15 protein-coding genes and 2 pseudogenes are annotated in these 14493 nt (G+C 58.9%); 12 read left to right on the top strand and 5 right to left on the bottom strand.

Annotated features, from left to right (window positions below):
- Positions 1-48: 48 nt before the first annotated feature.
- The 6 genes and pseudogenes from K0F88_RS00560 (at position 49) to K0F88_RS00540 (ending at position 3290) form a co-directional block, all read left to right on the top strand.
- Positions 49-324 carry a hypothetical protein gene (locus tag K0F88_RS00560; RefSeq protein WP_094469649.1) on the top strand — a complete coding sequence of 92 codons (276 nt, stop codon included), beginning with the start codon at positions 49-51 and terminating at the stop codon, positions 322-324.
- Between the two features lie 427 nt (positions 325-751).
- On the top strand, positions 752-1051 hold the full coding sequence (locus K0F88_RS00555; RefSeq protein WP_094469650.1) for a hypothetical protein: 300 nt from the start codon (positions 752-754) through the stop codon (positions 1049-1051).
- Positions 1052-1153: 102 nt separating this feature from the next.
- Positions 1154-1273 (top strand): annotated as a pseudogene (locus tag K0F88_RS32190) (transcriptional regulator); the annotation flags it as partial.
- A 101-nt stretch (positions 1274-1374) separates the two neighbouring features.
- On the top strand, positions 1375-1746 hold the full coding sequence (locus tag K0F88_RS00550; protein WP_094469651.1) for a DUF1493 family protein: 372 nt from the start codon (positions 1375-1377) through the stop codon (positions 1744-1746).
- 64 nt (positions 1747-1810) lie between these two features.
- Complete coding sequence (locus K0F88_RS00545) at positions 1811-2248, top strand: helix-turn-helix domain-containing protein (RefSeq protein WP_219093238.1); 438 nt, start codon at positions 1811-1813, stop codon at positions 2246-2248.
- 187 nt (positions 2249-2435) lie between these two features.
- Complete coding sequence (locus K0F88_RS00540; protein ID WP_219093852.1) at positions 2436-3290, top strand: EamA family transporter; 855 nt, start codon at positions 2436-2438, stop codon at positions 3288-3290.
- A 62-nt stretch (positions 3291-3352) separates the two neighbouring features.
- Here the strand turns inward: K0F88_RS00540 and K0F88_RS00535 are convergent, their stop codons facing one another.
- On the bottom strand, positions 3353-4894 hold the full coding sequence (locus tag K0F88_RS00535; protein ID WP_219093236.1) for a phosphoenolpyruvate carboxykinase: 1542 nt from the start codon (positions 4892-4894) through the stop codon (positions 3353-3355).
- A gap of 182 nt (positions 4895-5076) precedes the next feature.
- Positions 5077-5979: an Hsp33 family molecular chaperone HslO gene (gene hslO / locus K0F88_RS00530; protein ID WP_219093234.1), complete on the bottom strand. Its 903-nt coding sequence runs from the start codon at positions 5977-5979 to the stop codon at positions 5077-5079.
- 102 nt (positions 5980-6081) lie between these two features.
- Between hslO and K0F88_RS00525 the strand changes: the two are divergent.
- Positions 6082-6294 (top strand): annotated as a pseudogene (locus tag K0F88_RS00525) (phosphoesterase); the annotation flags it as partial.
- 170 nt (positions 6295-6464) lie between these two features.
- On the opposite strand, the gene K0F88_RS00520 reads toward K0F88_RS00525, so the two are convergent.
- Positions 6465-6872: an RNA-binding S4 domain-containing protein gene (locus K0F88_RS00520; RefSeq protein WP_094469655.1), complete on the bottom strand. Its 408-nt coding sequence runs from the start codon at positions 6870-6872 to the stop codon at positions 6465-6467.
- Between the two features lie 116 nt (positions 6873-6988).
- Between K0F88_RS00520 and K0F88_RS00515 the strand changes: the two genes are divergently transcribed.
- The 3 genes from K0F88_RS00515 (at position 6989) to rimK (ending at position 9168) form a co-directional block, all read left to right on the top strand.
- Positions 6989-7768 (top strand): EAL domain-containing protein, encoded by a 780-nt coding sequence (locus tag K0F88_RS00515; protein WP_219093850.1) that lies wholly within the window; start codon positions 6989-6991, stop codon positions 7766-7768.
- A 78-nt stretch (positions 7769-7846) separates the two neighbouring features.
- Positions 7847-8266, top strand: coding sequence for an ATP-dependent zinc protease (locus K0F88_RS00510; protein ID WP_229801818.1), 420 nt, complete (start codon positions 7847-7849; stop codon positions 8264-8266).
- Complete coding sequence (rimK, locus tag K0F88_RS00505) at positions 8263-9168, top strand: 30S ribosomal protein S6--L-glutamate ligase (RefSeq protein ID WP_007949201.1); 906 nt, start codon at positions 8263-8265, stop codon at positions 9166-9168. The genes K0F88_RS00510 and rimK overlap by 4 nt, the downstream gene beginning before the upstream one ends.
- An 84-nt stretch (positions 9169-9252) precedes the next feature.
- On the opposite strand, the gene K0F88_RS00500 is transcribed toward rimK, so the two are convergent.
- Together K0F88_RS00500 and ompR are read right to left on the bottom strand one after the other, a co-directional pair.
- Positions 9253-10566, bottom strand: coding sequence for an ATP-binding protein (locus K0F88_RS00500; protein ID WP_219093232.1), 1314 nt, complete (start codon positions 10564-10566; stop codon positions 9253-9255).
- A 101-nt stretch (positions 10567-10667) separates the two neighbouring features.
- Entirely contained in the window at positions 10668-11408 is a 741-nt protein-coding gene (ompR, locus tag K0F88_RS00495; protein WP_010464774.1) for a two-component system response regulator OmpR, read from the bottom strand.
- A gap of 360 nt (positions 11409-11768) precedes the next feature.
- Here ompR and K0F88_RS00490 point away from each other — a divergent pair, with 360 nt between their 5' ends.
- Together K0F88_RS00490 and K0F88_RS00485 are read left to right on the top strand one after the other, a co-directional pair.
- Positions 11769-14093, top strand: coding sequence for a Tex family protein (locus K0F88_RS00490; protein ID WP_219093230.1), 2325 nt, complete (start codon positions 11769-11771; stop codon positions 14091-14093).
- On the top strand, positions 14093-14476 hold the full coding sequence (locus tag K0F88_RS00485) for a PaaI family thioesterase (RefSeq protein WP_094469662.1): 384 nt from the start codon (positions 14093-14095) through the stop codon (positions 14474-14476). The genes K0F88_RS00490 and K0F88_RS00485 overlap by 1 nt, the downstream gene beginning before the upstream one ends.
- Positions 14477-14493: the final 17 nt, after the last annotated feature.

Raw genomic sequence — 14493 nt, 5'->3', positions numbered from 1 at the left:
ATGCGCGCCTCTATAGTTTGCCGCGCCGCTGAATACAGGACAGACCTCATGCAAGACCGCTATCGCCCGCTCAAAACCAGCTACAGCGAAACGCCCGTGTTGGTCATCGATACGGAGGCCGACCCTCACGACATCCTCGACGCTGCCCGACAACGCATCCGCGCCGCCAGCGATCTGCTCGAAACGCTGTATTGCCTGTGCTTCAAACAGGCCAATGCGGACGACATCCCCAACATCATCAACGGGTTGTACCTGCTGACCCAGGACGGCAATGAACTGCTCGACATCGCCCGACAGCGCCTGCCAAAAACCACCACCGATTGACGCATTCACCACAATCCACTGTGGGAGCCTGCTCGCGATGAACGATGACGCGGTGCACCTGGTAGCAAACGAGAGAATTGGCGGCCGGGGATAAATCCGTAGGCAACGCCCTATCAAAGCTTCGTCCGGGTCCTACAAGCGAAGACTCTTTGTCGCCTATCGCTACTCGGCGGCTCACACCTATAGTCGTGATTGTCGCAGCGAATCCGCGACTCGGGCTTGGTCACCTGATTAGAGAACTCATTTCGCTTCCGTTGTATGCTGCGGCACCTCAAGTGCTGCACGCTATATGGTGGCTGTGTTCGGGACGCCTACGGGCGTACCGGCTAAGTGAGTTCTCACCGGTTTGACCAACCCGAACACAGTCCGCCTCCATCGCTTGGTCACGCTGGTGGCGGTTTCCCCGATGTACTTGAGAATTCTCACTATGAAAAAATGGAATCCGCTTTCAAACAATCGTTACCTCCCACTGCAAACCAACCTCACCGATTCCCCGCCCCTGATCATCGACACAGAGGCCAACCCCCAGGACATCCTCGAAGCCGCCCTCCAGCGCATCCGAGCCTCCAGCGACCTCCTCAAAACCCTGCACTGCGTTTGCTTCAAACACGGCGACGTCGAAGACATTCCGCACATCACCCACGCGCTCTACCTCTTGGCCCAGGACGGCTGCGACCTACTGCAAGTCGCCCAACAACGCATGATCGGCTGGAAAGCACCCGCCTGACGTCGAGTAAGAAGATCGTTCCCACGCTCCGCGTGGGAATGCCTCTACGGACGCTCCTCGTTCGGCTCTTGGAACGTCGAGCGTCAAATACCGGAGATAACCATGAGCAAATTTTTCAATGAGCTAATGGAAAGCGTGCGACAGATGAACGAAATCATAAGCGGTGAGCGAGAGCCTTCCCGCGAATTTCATATCGATGCGTCGCCAGTGAAAGAAAACCGGGGTCGATCAGATGCTTGGGTGGAAGCGAGCAACAGATCCTCCCTTCCCCCCACGCCTGACGCCCAATAAGATCCGCGCAAGCCCAACCGGACCCCTGAACCATGATCCTCGCCCCTAACTTCCCCGACGACCACACCATGCACCTGCTCATGCAGTTGCTGCACGAAGAACTCGGCCTGCCCGAACGCAAAACCATCAGCCTCACTACCTCGATCAACTTCGACCTGGGCTGCAATGGCGCTGATGCGCGGCATTTGATGGAGGCGCTGGAAGAACAGTTCGGGATCGACTTCGTGGACTACGACGCCTATCGCTACTTTCATCCGGAAGGATTTGATGTGCATCTCAAGCGGAGGGCAAAGGGGCGCGGCGACAAAGTCCCACTGACCATCGGCATGCTTTACCACGCGGTCAAGGTGCAACGCTGGGATACACAGGAATTGGAAAGCCAACAAAGCAGCCGCAGCATCTGAACCGGCCTGTATAACTGCAATTATTCTGGCGCTATCACCTCATAAGTGAAGGAATATTAGCTGCATGGCTAGAAAAACAGCGCCACTGCTTCCTCGTACCAAACGACTGCTTACCGAGTTCGGCGAACGCCTGAAACTGGCACGTTTGCGTCGAAGGTTGACCGCTAAAATGGTGGCAGAGCGGGCCGGCATGTCTGTCATGACCTTGCGTTCACTGGAGTCGGGTGGTGCAGGGGTGACGATGGGGGCGTATCTGTCAGTGATGCAGGCATTGAGCCTGGAGCAAGACTTAAACAAGCTTGGCGAATCCGATGAGATGGGACGTCGATTACAAGATGCTCAGTTAAGTCGAGCCTCAAGTCCAAAGATCAAAAAAACCAGTCACGACCAAAGCACCACTACCGCCAAGGTAAGCAAACCATTCGGCTCTCAGACAGGTAGTGTTATTCGTGGGTCAGATTACTGCGGGTTTGACCCGGACGACTTCCCACTGAATACCTAAGCTTTTTCCGCTTTATTTACGGAAAAAAAGAAGCCTGCATCCTACACATAACGAGGCATGTAGATTGGGGCGCGGCTTTAATACGAGAAACCGCTCACCTCGATTTCACCAGCTATCGCCACTGCCAACCCAAAGGTTACGATGCGCTCCCCAAACACACCTATAAGGACATAGCGTGGACGTATTGATGGGTTTACTCGCCGCCCTACTCTGGGGCGGCACGGATTTTCTGGTGGGTTTGAACGCCCGCGCAGTCGGCGTCAAACGCGCGGTGTATTTCGGTCAGGCACTGGGCTTTAGCATCATGACGTTGCTGTTGATCGCCTTTCCTGCCTTCATTCTCAAATCCATGTCGGCATCGCTCGATGTCTGGCTGATCGGCATTGTCGCCGCTGTGTTGACCGTGTCTGGAGCGCTGGCCTTGTCCAAGGCGTTCGCCCTCGGCAAAGCGTCTATCGTCGCGCCGTTGGTGACCTCTTACGGCGTGGTTACCACGCTGCTGTCTTGGGCGGGCGGTGAACAGATCAGCCTGATCCAACTGCTGTGCATCGCGCTGTGCGTGATCGGGGTTGTCCTTTCCAGCATCCACTCGGACTCGAAACTTCCACACACCACCCAAGCCAGCAGTTCGATTGCCTATGCATTGTTGGCGGCTGTCTTTTATGGCACCAGTTTCTGGCTGCAAGGTCGCTTCGTGCTTCCGGTGCTTGGCCCGGTGACAATGCTTTGGCTGGCGTATCTGATCGGGCTGATCGTGCTGGTGGTCATCGTGTTGAGGGTAAAGGACGGCCTGAAAATTCCACCACTGAAAAACTGCATGACGCTGACCGGCGCCAGTCTCATGAACCTTGGTGGATTCTCATCATTCGCCTGGGGCGCGGTGGCGGGATCGGTTTCCGTGGTAACAGTCATCAGCACGCTATCCGGAGGCATTGCGGCGATTCTGGGGTACGTATTCTTCAAGGAGAGGCTGGCGAAAGTGCAAGTGCTGGGCGTGGTTTTGGTGTTGGTCGGAGCATTCGTTTTACACCTGAAAACCTGAACCGAACGCCCACAAAAAAGCCGCCCTCAAAGGGCGGCTTTTACATTCGCTAAATCCAAGCCTTACAGCTTAGGACCCGCAGCCTTGATCGCGTCGCTCACTTCAAACTTCTTGAAGTTCTCAACAAACAACCCGGCCAGAGCCTTGGCAGCTTCATCATAAGCAGCCTTGTCAGCCCAGGTATTACGTGGGTTCAACAGGCCAGTCTCAACGCCCGGCACTGCCAACGGCACGTCCAGGTTGATGGTGTCGAGGTGCTCGGTTTCAGCACCGATCAACGCGCCGCTCTGGATCGCTGCAATCACGCCACGGGTGGTCGGGATGTTGAAGCGCTTGCCTACGCCGTAGCCGCCGCCGGTCCAGCCGGTGTTGACCAGGTAGACCTTGGAGCCGAAGCCGCGGATGCGCTTGATCAGCAGTTCTGCGTATTCGCCGGCCGGGCGCGGGAAGAACGGTGCGCCGAAGCAGGTGGAGAACGTCGACTTGATGCCGCTGCCGGAACCCATTTCGGTCGAGCCCACCAGTGCGGTGTAGCCGGACAGGAAGTGGTAGGCCGCTTGTTCTTCGCTGAGGATGGAGACTGGCGGCAGTACGCCGGTCAGGTCGCAGGTCAGGAAGATCACAGCGTTTGGCTCGCCACCGAGGTTCTTCTCGGAACGCTTGGCAACGTGCTCCAGCGGGTAAGCGGCGCGGCTGTTCTGGGTCAGGCTGACGTCGGCGTAGTCGGCGTGCTTGGCGTCATCGATGACGACGTTTTCCAGGACTGCGCCGTGCTTGATGGCTTTCCAGATGACCGGCTCGTTATTCTCGGACAAGTCGATGCACTTGGCGTAGCAGCCGCCTTCGATGTTGAAGACAACGCCTTCGCCCCAGCCGTGTTCGTCGTCACCGATCAGGTAACGGCTCTCGTCGGCGGACAGGGTGGTTTTACCAGTGCCCGACAGGCCGAAGAACAGGGTTACGTCGCCCGCTTCACCGATGTTGGCAGCGCAGTGCATTGGCAGCACGTCGGCGGCCGGCAGCAGGAAGTTCTGCACCGAGAACATCGCTTTCTTCATTTCACCGGCGTAACGCATGCCGGCGATCAGCACTTTCTTCTGGGCGAAGTTGAGGATCACGCAACCATCGGAGTTGGTGCCGTCACGCTCTGGAACGCATTCGAAGTTGGCGACGTTGAGCACCTGCCACTCATCACGACCCGCCGGGTTGTACTGGGCCGGGTTGATGAACAGGCAACGACCGAACAGGTTCTGCCAGGCAGTCTGCGTGGTCATTTTCACGGGCAGGTAGTGATCTTCCGACGCACCTACGTGAACGTGGGAAACGAAATGTTCTTGCGCGTTGTTGAAGGCCTCGACGCGGTCCCACAGGGCATCGAACTTGTCGGCCGGGAACTTGCGGTTGATCGGGCCCCAGGCAATGGCGGCCTGAGTGGACGGCTCTTCAACGATGAAACGGTCGACTGGCGAACGGCCGGTACGGTGACCGGTGCGAACAACCAGTGCGCCAGTGTCGGCAAGCTCGCCTTCACCGCGATTCAGAGCTTCTTTTACCAGATCATCAACACTCAGATCGGTGTACACGGCGTTATTGGCTTGCGTCATGAGATTCCCCGTCGGCCAGTGGCCGAGTGTGCTCCAAACGTTTTGTAGTAGAAAGTCGTGCACTACTACCGCGACAAAAAGTGGGCCGGATTATGCCAGAAACGCCCAAAAATAGTAGGGCCCTCCCGTCGTAACGGCGTTATTCCGGCGCTAAGCAGTGAATTTACCTGCGCTGAACCGTTTTAGTGACGGGTATCTGACGGCGTCTCGACACCCGCACCAGCGAACAATTGGGTGATATCGGCCGCGTCAAACAGGTAGCGCTGATTGCAGAACTGGCAATCGATCTCGATGCTGCCGCCGTGCTCGATGACCAGCGCCTGCGCATCTTCCATACCCAAACTGACCAGAGCATTGGCCGAACGTTCTCGCGAGCAGCTGCAACGGAAACGCAATCTCTGCACATCGAACAGGCGCACCTGCTCTTCGTGGTAGAGGCGATGAAGCACGGTTTCGTTGTCCAGGCTCAGCAATTCGTCAGCGGTCAGGGTCCCGCCCAGCGCGGTGATGTGCTGCCAGCTGGCGTCGCGCTCTTCCTGGTCTTTCAAGCGGTCGGCAGGCAGTTGTTGCAACAACAGGCCTCGGGCGCGACGGCCATCGGCGTACAACCAGAAACGGGTGCCGATCTGTTGCGACATGACGAAGTAATTAGTGAAGCACTCCGACAGGGTTTCGCCATCCAGATCAACAATGCCTTGGTAACGCTGACCTTGAGTCGGGTCGATGGTCAGTGCCAGAACGCCGTTGGGCATCAGGTCGGCGAGTGTCGCGTCGGGGGCAATCCGGTCGGCTTCATAACGGGCCAGGCCACGGATTTCACGTTCGCTGGAGCATTCGATCATCAGCAGCGGAATCGGACCGTCGGAACGGGCCTGAAGAATCAGCAAGCCATCGAACTTCAAGGTACCGACCAGCAACGACGCAGCCGCCATCAGCTCGCCGAGCAGCTGCGCGACGGGCTCCGGATACGGGTGTTTGGCGAGGACTTCGGCGTAACTCCGTTCCAACGAAACCAGCTCGCCGCGGGTGTCGCTGTCATCAAAGATGAAGCGTTGGGTGTAGTCGGTATCCGTTAGATCGGTCATAGGTCTGGGTTCTGAAGTAATGACAAAATGGTTACAAATCGTGGAAATTGCGCCTTTGCAGCACCGTTTTGGTGCGCGATGTTCAGCCATGGGAGGCATTTTATGAACAATCCGGGTTTGTTCCAAGCAAGGTGGACCTGCGCCGGCTGGCAATTCGTGCCTATGGCACTGCTGGCCTTCTGGTTATGGCCTACGGGTCAGATGCTGTGTTTGATTTTCGACGAGTGGTTAATTCATCTGCTGAATGCGCCGCTGGGCAGTTACCCGATATGGCTACGCATCTGGGCGATTGCAAGTCTGCGCCCGTTCGATGTGGGGAGTTTCGCGGATGAGTGTGGTGCTTAGCGCTTGATTTTGTGGTGCTGCCGGCGAGTGCTGCGCACTCGATCGCAAGCAGGCCCACTCCCACAAAGGTCTGCGCTATACCTGTGGGAGCGTGGCGTGCCCGCGAAGACTTCAGCCCAGACGACACAGAAGCGTCTACCTCAATCGTCGTTACTGCTCCCCCGAAACTTGAACAAATCCCGCCGCTGTTTCTTGCTCGGCTTGCCGTCGGTGCTCACGCCCAACGCGCCAGCCTTGCGCATGGCCGCAGCCGCTTCGCGTTTGGCGATGCTGGCATCGGTTTCCGCGTACAGCGTCTGAGCCTCTGGCGCGCCACGGCGCACAATCGAAAGCGCCTGAACCACTACCGTGCGCTCCTCGAACCCCACACGAATCTGAAACTCGTCCCCCACCCTCGGCTCCTTGCCCGGCTTGCAGCGCTCCCCCCGGCAATGCACCTTGCCGCTTTCAATCGCTGCCTTGGCCAAGGCACGTGTTTTATAAAAACGCGCGGCCCACAACCACTTATCGAGACGGACCTTGTCGTCCTCTTCGTTTTTTTGTGCCACTTGAATTCCTCTTTCAGCCCATAGTCGGAACTGTACTACCGTTTCTGTCGGGCGCAAGAACTCGGCCGTCCAGATAGACTGTGAACTTGGCCGGCGTATCGGCATGGAGTGATCGAGTGACTATATTTCCGTCTGCATTGACCTCGCCGCTGGGCGGCTGCCAGGGCTGTCAGCAAAGCGAGCCGCTGGGCTTCGATTTTTCTTTTGCCTACCAACCGATCGTCGATCTGCGCGACCGGTCGATTTTTGCTCATGAAGCATTGGTACGCGGCAGTGCCGGGGAAGGCGCGCTGTCGGTGCTCGACCAGGTCAACGAGGAGAATCGCTACCGCTTCGACCAGCTCTGCCGGACCCGCGCCATTGAAGGGGCGGCCAATCTAAACATGCAGACACACTTGTCCATCAACTTCATGCCCAACGCCGTGTACCGCCCGGAGCTGTGCATCCGCACCACTCTGGAGGCCGCGAAAAAACACAACTTCCCCATCAACCGGCTGATTTTCGAAACGCTGGAAAGCGAGCACGTAGATAACTATCGCCATTTGACTAATATTCTGCGTGAATACCGCGAATTCGGCTTCAAGACCGCCATCGACGATTTCGGCGCGGGCTACTCGGGGCTCAATCTGCTGGCTGATTTCCAACCGGACCTGATCAAACTCGACATGGCACTGATCCGCGATGTCGATCGTGACCGTGTTCGTCAGGCTATCGTTCGAGCGGTTGTCACAATGTGTGCGGAGTTGAACGTTACAGTCATTGCCGAAGGCATCGAAAGCGCTGGAGAACGGGATTTCCTGGCGGACTGTGGAATATTTCTGATGCAGGGTTACTGGTTCGCCAAGCCTGCATTCAAAGCGTTGGCCCAGGTAACACCTGAGGCCTGGACGCGTTAATCGCCGGTTTTTTTCCTATTGAAGACATTTGACCATTTGACCGTTATCGGTCTGCGCGAGTGGGTGGCGCTCCCGGACCTGGGAGTCGCGGGCCTGCGCGCAAAAATCGACACCGGCGCCAGCACCTCAAGCCTGCATGCCACCGACATCGAGCCGTTCGAGCGCGACGGTGAAAGCTGGGTGCGCTTCACCGCACACCTGGGCACGGTGGTGCAGTTGCGCCATCGACGCTGCGAGGCGCCACTGGTGACGCGCAAAACCATCAAGAGCTCCAACGGTCACGCGCAGATGCGCTATGTGGTCAGCACCACACTGGCTCTGGGTGATCGGGTATGGCGGGTCGAATTCACCCTTGCCTGCCGCAAGTCCATGCGTTATCGCCTGCTCCTCGGCTCCAAAGCCCTGATCGACGGCCAGCTGGTGGTCAATCCGGGCATCAAATATGTACAAGACAAGCCGGTGTTCCCGGTATCTACCTCTTCCACAGGTGTTGCATGAAGATCGCTGTGCTGTCGCGGAACCCGCGTCTGTATTCCACTCGTCGTCTGGTCGAAGCCGGTACCGAGCGCGGCCATGAAATGGTGGTGATCGACACCCTGCGCGCCTATATGAACATTGCCAGCCACAAGCCGCAGATCCATTACCGCGGCAAGCCGTTGGAGGGTTTCGACGCGGTGATCCCGCGGATCGGTGCGTCTGTGACGTTTTATGGCTGCGCGGTGTTGCGTCAGTTCGAAATGATGGGGGTTTTCCCACTCAATGAATCGGTGGCCATCGCCCGTTCGCGGGACAAACTGCGGTCGTTGCAATTGCTCTCGCGCCGCGGCATCGGTTTGCCGGTGACCGGGTTTGCGCACTCACCGGATGATATTCCCGACCTGATCGACATGGTCAACGGCGCACCGCTGGTGATCAAAGTGCTGGAAGGTACGCAAGGCATCGGTGTGGTGTTGTGTGAAACCGCGACGGCGGCAGAGTCGGTGATTGAGGCCTTCATGGGCCTGAAGCAGAACATCATGGTTCAGGAATACATCAAGGAAGCCGGGGGCGCGGACATTCGCTGCTTCGTGGTGGGCGACAAGGTGATCGCGGCGATGAAGCGCCAGGCCAAGCCGGGGGAGTTCCGCTCCAACCTGCATCGCGGTGGCAGTGCCAGCCTGATCAAGATCACCCCGGAAGAACGCATGACGGCGTTGCGCGCAGCGAAGGTCATGGGGCTGGCGGTGGCGGGGGTGGATATCCTGCGTTCCAATCACGGGCCGCTGGTGATGGAAGTGAACTCGTCGCCGGGGCTGGAAGGGATCGAGACCACCACCGGGAAGAATGTGGCGGGGATCATCATCGAGCATCTTGAGAAGAATGGTGGGCCGAATATGACCCGGACCAAAGGCAAGGGCTGACTCCTGAAGCATGTGGCGGCTGGAAGGCCGCCTTCGCGGGCAAGCCCGCGAAGAGGCCATCAGCCCCACTGAAAAAACCAGCCTCTAAACAGCATCCCGCGGCAGCATCAACCCAAGCGGCAATCGCACCCGCGCTTCAAGCCCGCCACCCGACCGGTTGCGCAACTCGACATTCCCGCCATGCATCGAAGCGATCCGCTTCACGATGGCCAGTCCCAACCCTGTCCCCTTCCCGCCCCGGGCACGATCACCCCGGGTGAACGGGTTGAAAATCGCCTCCAGCTCCGACGGATCAATCCCCGCCCCACGGTCCATGACGCTCAATACCACATACGGGGCGCTGGTATCGCCGGAGACATAAGCCGCCACCTCAACCCCGCTGCCAGCATGGTGCAAAGCGTTGCCGATCAAATTGTTCAGCAACCGCTTCATCGACACCCGACGCAGGGGAAACGCCTGGATCGGTTCCAGGCGCAGACGTACTTTTTCTTCGTTCTGGTTGTAAGGCGCAGCGACTTCACGAACCAGGTCACTCAGGTCCACTTCTTCGACAGACTCGTCACGACCATCGCGGATAAACGCCAGGAACTGGTCGAGGATAGCGTCCATGTCTTCGATGTCGCGCACCATCGCGTCGGTGAGGTCGTTGTGGTCGCCCATCAATTCCAGGGACAAGCGCAAACGGGTCAGCGGTGTACGCAGGTCGTGTGACACCCCGGCCAGCATCAGCTCGCGCTCGCGACCGGCCTGCTCAACGTCTTCAGCCATCTGGTTGAAGGCGCGATACACCTCGGTCATCTCACTCGGCGTGTCACTGATCGGCAGGCGCACACTGCGCCCCTGGCCGAGTTGCCGTGCGGCATAGACCAGACGCTTTAACGGTTGATTGAGCTGGCTGACGAAGATCCACGCCGAGGCGGTGGACAGCAGACCGATAGCGAGGAACCAGCCGAGCACGTTCCAGATTTTCTGGCCGCGCAACGGATGCGGATACAGCGGCACTTTCAGCCAGCCATCGCCCAGGCTAGGTGCCCGAACCCACAGGGCCGGCGGTGAGTGCATGCGTAATCGCACTTCGGTGTCGGCACCCAACTCCGCCTGCATCTGCCGCTGATAGATCTCGCTGTAAGGCCAATGTTGTTCGCCTTCCGGCACACCCGCGCCCACGACCCGGATCAGGGTGGCGGCGTCAGCGATTTTCTCACGGTTCTTTTCATCAGCGGCCCAATAAGCGCGCAGCGTCAGGGCGACGCCGTGACTGTATTGGCGGTCCACCAGTACGTCTTCGTTCATCAACAGATAAACCAGGGTCAGTGCCTTGGAAAACAGGACGACGATCAGCACCAGCCACAGGGTGCGGGAGAAGAAACTCTGGGGGAACCAAACGGGGGTTTTCATGAATAACCGCTACACACTTGCAGGAGCGAGCGATGCTCGCATATTGCGGATCGCGAGTCTGCGGACAATTGTCCGCAAGACCCGCTCCTACAAATCGCCGATCACTTGGTGGCGGCGCCATCCGGTACGAACACGTAGCCCACGCCCCAGACCGTCTGGATGTAACGCGGTTTGGATGGATCAGGCTCGATCATCCGGCGCAGACGGGAGATCTGCACGTCGATGGAACGCTCCAGGGCATCCCATTCGCGGCCCCGGGCCAGGTTCATCAGCTTGTCGCGAGTCAGTGGCTGACGAGCGTTCATGACCAAGGCCTTGAGCACCGCGAATTCACCGGTGGTCAGCATGTGCACTTCGTCACCGCGCTTGAGTTCGCGGGTGGCCAGGGACAGCTCGTAGTCACCGAAGGTCACGCTTTCGTCTTCGCTGCCCGGTGCGCCCGGCACAGGTGTCGACTGACGGCGCAGGACCGCTTTGACACGGGCCATCAGCTCATCCGGGTTGAAGGGCTTGGCCAGGTAATCGTCGGCGCCCAGTTCCAGGCCCTTGATGCGGCTCAGCTCATCGCCTTTGGCGGTCAGCATGATGATCGGGATCTGATTGTTCGCCGTGCGCAGCCGGCGGCAGGCGGTCAGACCGTCTTCGCCGGGCAGCATCAGGTCGAGGACGACCAGGTTGAACACTTCACGCGCCAGCAGGCGATCCATTTGTTCGGTGTTCGGCACGGCGCGGGCGCGGTAGCCCTTGCTGACGAAAAAACGTTCCAGCAGGCTGCTCAGCCCTGGATCGTCGTCAACAATAAGAATTTTTTCGCCTTCAGCATTGTTTGCAGTGCTGCTCATTAGATGCTCCTTTGATCTCGGCGCGCATTATGGCGTAGCTGCCGTTATACGCACCGTGTGCATTGTTAGCAGATTTTTCCTTCACTGCCAGAAATCCAGCCTTCGCGCTAATGCCTGCGATGCCCCTGAATGATAGAACGCTGGTTATAATGCGCGGCCTTTTGTGTCAGGCAACGTCTGATCATGGCTGCAAGTGGCCGCTTTTTATTTTCATGGCGCCGGCAGTCATTGTTCGATTTCACGGGTCAACGGGATACCTGTTGATCCAGGTAGCGGCGCACGCCAGGCCGCTCAACCAGACTCGCCGAGCCTTTATCCCTGCGCCTGCGAGCCTGCTTTCACAATTTGTCAGGTGGTTTTATGGACAGCATCAACAGCCGCATCGCCGAGGAACTCGGTGTACGCCCACAACAGGTCGAAGCGGCCGTCGCGCTACTCGATGAAGGCTCTACCGTTCCCTTCATCGCCCGTTACCGGAAAGAAGTGACCGGCAGCCTCGATGACATCCAGTTGCGTCATCTGGAAGAGCGTCTGCGCTACCTGCGAGAACTCGACGAACGGCGCATCAGCATCCTTGCCAGCATTCAAGAGCAAGGCAAGCTGACCCCGCAACTCGAACGCGACATCAAACTCGCCGACACCAAGACCCGCCTCGAAGACTTGTACTTGCCGTACAAGCAGAAGCGCCGCACCAAGGGCCAGATCGCCCTGGAAGCCGGCCTCGGCGAGCTGGCCGACGGCCTGTTCAACGACCCGACCCTGACGCCGGACGCCGAAGCCGCCCGCTTCATCAACGCCGAAAAAGGCGTCGCCGATGTGAAGGCTGCCCTCGAAGGTGCCAAGTACATCCTGATGGAACGCTTCGCCGAAGACGCCGGTTTGCTGGACAAACTGCGCAGCTACCTCAAGCAGGAAGCGACCCTCAGTGCCCGCGTGATTGCCGGCAAGGAAGAGGAAGGCGCCAAGTTCCGCGATTACTTCGAACACGACGAACCGCTGAAAAGCATGCCGTCGCACCGTGCACTGGCGATTTTCCGTGGCCGCAACGAAGGCATTCTCAGCTCCGCGCTGAAAGTCGGCGACGAGCTGCCGGGCACCATGCACCCGTGCGAAGGCATGATCGGCCAGCAATTCGGCATCCAGAACCAGAACCGCGCCGCCGATAAATGGTTGGGCGAAGTGGTGCGCTGGACCTGGAAGGTCAAGCTCTATACCCACCTCGAAACCGACCTGCTCGGCGAACTGCGCGATGGCGCAGAAACTGAAGCGATCAACGTGTTCGCGCACAACCTGCACGACTTGCTGCTGTCGGCCCCGGCCGGCCCGCGCGCCACCCTGGGTCTCGACCCGGGCCTGCGCACCGGCTGCAAGGTCGCCGTGGTCGATTCCACCGGCAAGCTGCTGGACCACGCCACGGTTTACCCGCACGTGCCGCACAACAAGTGGGACCAGACCATCGCGATTCTTGCCGCCCTGTGCGCCAAGCACTCGGTGGACCTGATCGCCATCGGCAACGGCACCGCCAGCCGCGAAACCGACAAGCTCGCCGCTGAGCTGATCAAGAAATACCCAGCCATGAAGATGACCAAAGTCATGGTCTCCGAGGCCGGTGCATCGGTTTACTCGGCGTCGGAACTGGCTTCCAAGGAATTCCCGGACCTCGACGTGTCGATCCGTGGCGCCGTGTCGATTGCCCGTCGCCTGCAGGACCCGCTGGCCGAACTGGTGAAGATCGATCCGAAATCCATCGGCGTCGGCCAGTACCAGCACGACGTGTCGCAGCTGAAACTGGCGCGTGGCCTGGATGCCGTGGTGGAGGACTGCGTGAACGCCGTGGGCGTCGACGTGAACACCGCCTCCGTGGCGCTGCTGGCCCGCATCTCCGGTCTCAACGCGACCCTGGCGCAAAACATCGTCAGCCACCGCGACGAGCATGGCGCGTTCAAAACCCGTGCAGCGCTGAAGAAAGTCGCTCGTTTGGGCGAGAAAACCTTCGAACAGGCCGCCGGTTTCCTGCGCGTCATGAACGGCGACAACCCGCTGGATTCGTCGGCGGTTCACCCGGAAGCCTATCCGCTGGTGCAGCGCATTGCTGCTGAGACCGACCGCGATATTCGCTCGTTGATTGGCGACGCGAGTTTCCTCAAGCGTCTCGACCCGAAGAAGTACACCGACGAAACCTTCGGTCTGCCAACGGTCACCGACATTCTGCAAGAGCTGGAAAAACCGGGCCGTGACCCGCGTCCGGAGTTCAAAACTGCCGAGTTCCAGGAAGGCGTCGAAGACCTCAAGGACCTGCAACTGGGCATGATCCTCGAAGGCGTTGTCACCAACGTGACCAACTTCGGCGCTTTCGTCGATATCGGCGTGCATCAGGATGGTTTGGTGCACATCTCTGCGCTTTCGGAGAAGTTCATCAAGGATCCGCGCGAAGCAGTGAAGGCCGGTGACGTGGTGAAAGTGAAGGTCATGGAAATCGATATACCGCGTAAACGCGTGGGTCTGTCGATGCGCATGAGCGACACCCCGGGCGAGAAAATCGACGGTGCTCGTGGTGCACGTCCGGGGTCGGCGCCACGCCAGTCCCAGAACAACGCACCGCGTAAAGAAACCACGGCGGCTGCCCCGGCCAACAACGCCATGGCTTCGTTGTTCGCCAACGCCAAGCAGTTGAAGAAACGCTGATGGAGATCCCCGCCGGGCTGACCGAAAGCGCTTTTTTCAAGCTGCTTGGGTGTCGCTTGCACAGTCTGGAAACCGGGGTGGCGCAAGTCGCCCTGGAGCTTGCGCCAGAGCTGCGCAATCGCGGCGGCAAGCTGCATGGCGGGGCCTTGTTCAGCCTGGTGGACATTGCCATGGGGCTGGCCTGTTCCAGCACCCACGGCTTTGACCAGCAGAGCGCGACCATCGAGTGCAAGATCAACTACATTCGCGCCGTTTCCGACGGTGAAGTGATGTGCACGGCGCGGGTGATTCACCCGGGCCGCCGCACGCTGGTGGTCGAAGCCGACGTGATGCAAGGCGACAAACTCGTCGCAAAAGCACAAGGCACGTTCGCTGTCCTGTAGCTAGATGTCATCGATTT

This window comes from Pseudomonas sp. UMAB-40 (genome assembly GCF_900095275.1).
GTDB classification, from domain to species: domain Bacteria; phylum Pseudomonadota; class Gammaproteobacteria; order Pseudomonadales; family Pseudomonadaceae; genus Aquipseudomonas; species Aquipseudomonas mandelii_B.
The sequence above is the reverse complement of the archived record's forward strand: the minus strand, read 5'-3'. Positions and strand labels throughout refer to the sequence as shown.

Coding starts and splice junctions, on each gene's coding strand:
- K0F88_RS00560 (WP_094469649.1), top strand. CDS start 49: ATGCAAGACCGCTATCGCCCGCTCAAAACCAGCTACAGCGAAACGCCC.
- K0F88_RS00555 (WP_094469650.1), top strand. CDS start 752: ATGAAAAAATGGAATCCGCTTTCAAACAATCGTTACCTCCCACTGCAA.
- K0F88_RS00550 (WP_094469651.1), top strand. CDS start 1,375: ATGATCCTCGCCCCTAACTTCCCCGACGACCACACCATGCACCTGCTC.
- K0F88_RS00545 (WP_219093238.1), top strand. CDS start 1,811: ATGGCTAGAAAAACAGCGCCACTGCTTCCTCGTACCAAACGACTGCTT.
- K0F88_RS00540 (WP_219093852.1), top strand. CDS start 2,436: ATGGGTTTACTCGCCGCCCTACTCTGGGGCGGCACGGATTTTCTGGTG.
- K0F88_RS00535 (WP_219093236.1), bottom strand. CDS start 4,894: ATGACGCAAGCCAATAACGCCGTGTACACCGATCTGAGTGTTGATGAT.
- hslO (WP_219093234.1), bottom strand. CDS start 5,979: ATGACCGATCTAACGGATACCGACTACACCCAACGCTTCATCTTTGAT.
- rimK (WP_007949201.1), top strand. CDS start 8,263: ATGAAGATCGCTGTGCTGTCGCGGAACCCGCGTCTGTATTCCACTCGT.
- K0F88_RS00500 (WP_219093232.1), bottom strand. CDS start 10,566: ATGAAAACCCCCGTTTGGTTCCCCCAGAGTTTCTTCTCCCGCACCCTG.
- ompR (WP_010464774.1), bottom strand. CDS start 11,408: ATGAGCAGCACTGCAAACAATGCTGAAGGCGAAAAAATTCTTATTGTT.
- K0F88_RS00490 (WP_219093230.1), top strand. CDS start 11,769: ATGGACAGCATCAACAGCCGCATCGCCGAGGAACTCGGTGTACGCCCA.
- K0F88_RS00485 (WP_094469662.1), top strand. CDS start 14,093: ATGGAGATCCCCGCCGGGCTGACCGAAAGCGCTTTTTTCAAGCTGCTT.